This window comes from Bartonella sp. CE47NXGY (assembly GCF_042195415.1).
GTDB lineage: Bacteria > Pseudomonadota > Alphaproteobacteria > Rhizobiales > Rhizobiaceae > Bartonella.
Window position 1 is genome coordinate 1 of the sequence record NZ_JBHIOI010000138.1, and the last position, 1,380, is coordinate 1,380.

The following is a 1,380-nucleotide window of genomic DNA, read 5'->3' on the forward strand; positions in this document are numbered from 1 at the left end:
GCCAATGTATGCATGTGTCATAGAGGACAACTCGCATTAGCTCTTACTCAATTGCCTGATTGGAAATATGAAATTAAACACATCTAAAAAATAAACTTACAGATTTTTTACATATGGAGGTGCTTCTCTTCACAAATGCCTCCTAGCACCACCACCCTTCTTAACACTTTTAAGTCATGCGTGATTCACGAAATGGGTGAATTGTACGCAAATCAAGGAAATAAACCATGGAAAAGAAATATGAACTGACTGATGAAACAATCGAAGTTGGGCGCAAAACGCTCCGCCGCATTCGTGCATTGAGAGATTTGGGGGACGTCAAGAAAGGTGATCTTGGCGGCTATATCGAGAAAGAAGACAATCTAAGTCATGATGGCAATTGCTGGGTTGGGGGTTATGCCAAGGTTTATGATGATGCTAAGGTTTACGAAAATGCACATGTTTACGGTTATGCCGAGGTTTACGACAATTCTCGTATTTATGGCAAAGCAGAAGTTTTCGATGAACCATGCATTTACGGTCATGCAGAAGTTTACGGTGATGCATATATTTGCGGTGAACCGAACGTTTTTGATAATGCAGAAGTTTATGGCAATGCACAAGTTTACGAAGAGGCATACATTTACGATAGGGCGCGTGTTTACGGCAATGCGCAAGTTTACGGTGATGCGCATATTTACGGTCATGCAAAAATTTACGGTGATGCATGTGTATGTTGGAACGACTGGATTGATGACGATAGAAGAATCTCAACTAGAGAAAAAACCAGATGAGAAAATAACGAACTACTAATCTTATAGTATCTCTATAAGCCGTTTCTAACACCGAAAAACCAACTTTTAAACACCAGCGTGATTCACGCCACGGGGGAATTGCATCTAAAATGAAGGGGAACAGATATGGCACACCGCCAACCTACTATAACACAACCAGCCATTGCACGAGCTTTACGAGAAGCTAAAAAACAAGGAGCAGAGGTTGTAGAAATCAAGCCTACTGGTGAATTATTAATTCATATCAATAAAATCGTAACACCCAGAACGATAGATAATACTTATAGCATTGACGATTTTCCACCGCTTGAAAATGAACAAAAAGACTACGATACCAGCAAATCGTGTCCCTCTGTTGACGGTATAAAGTTTTAGCCATGCCAAAACGCCGTCCACCGCATCTTGTTCGTGAACGCACACGCCATGGTAAAATCATATGGTATGTACGTATTGGTCATGGACCACGGTTTCGGATTGAAGGAACCTATGGAACGCAAGAGTTTGTCGATAATTATACGCTTGCTCTTAAGCAAGCTCAAAATGGCTCCTCCAAAACAAAGAGGCGTACCAGACTCACAGAAGGGTCTTTCGATTGGTTGTTGCATCA

2 protein-coding genes and 1 pseudogene are annotated in these 1,380 nt (G+C 41.3%); all 3 read left to right on the forward strand.

What is annotated here, in order from left to right; genetic code table 11:
* The first annotated feature begins 227 nt into the window (after nt 1–227).
* A complete protein-coding gene (locus ACFIL3_RS10155) occupies nt 228–773 on the forward strand; it encodes a hypothetical protein (protein WP_375610752.1) in 546 nt (181 codons plus the stop codon).
* A gap of 126 nt (nt 774–899) precedes the next feature.
* Nucleotides 900–1,148 carry a hypothetical protein gene (locus ACFIL3_RS10160; protein WP_375632710.1) on the forward strand — a complete coding sequence of 83 codons (249 nt, stop codon included), beginning with the start codon at nt 900–902 and terminating at the stop codon, nt 1,146–1,148.
* A 2-nt stretch (nt 1,149–1,150) separates the two neighbouring features.
* Nucleotides 1,151–1,380 (forward strand): annotated as a pseudogene (locus ACFIL3_RS10165) (integrase); the annotation flags it as partial.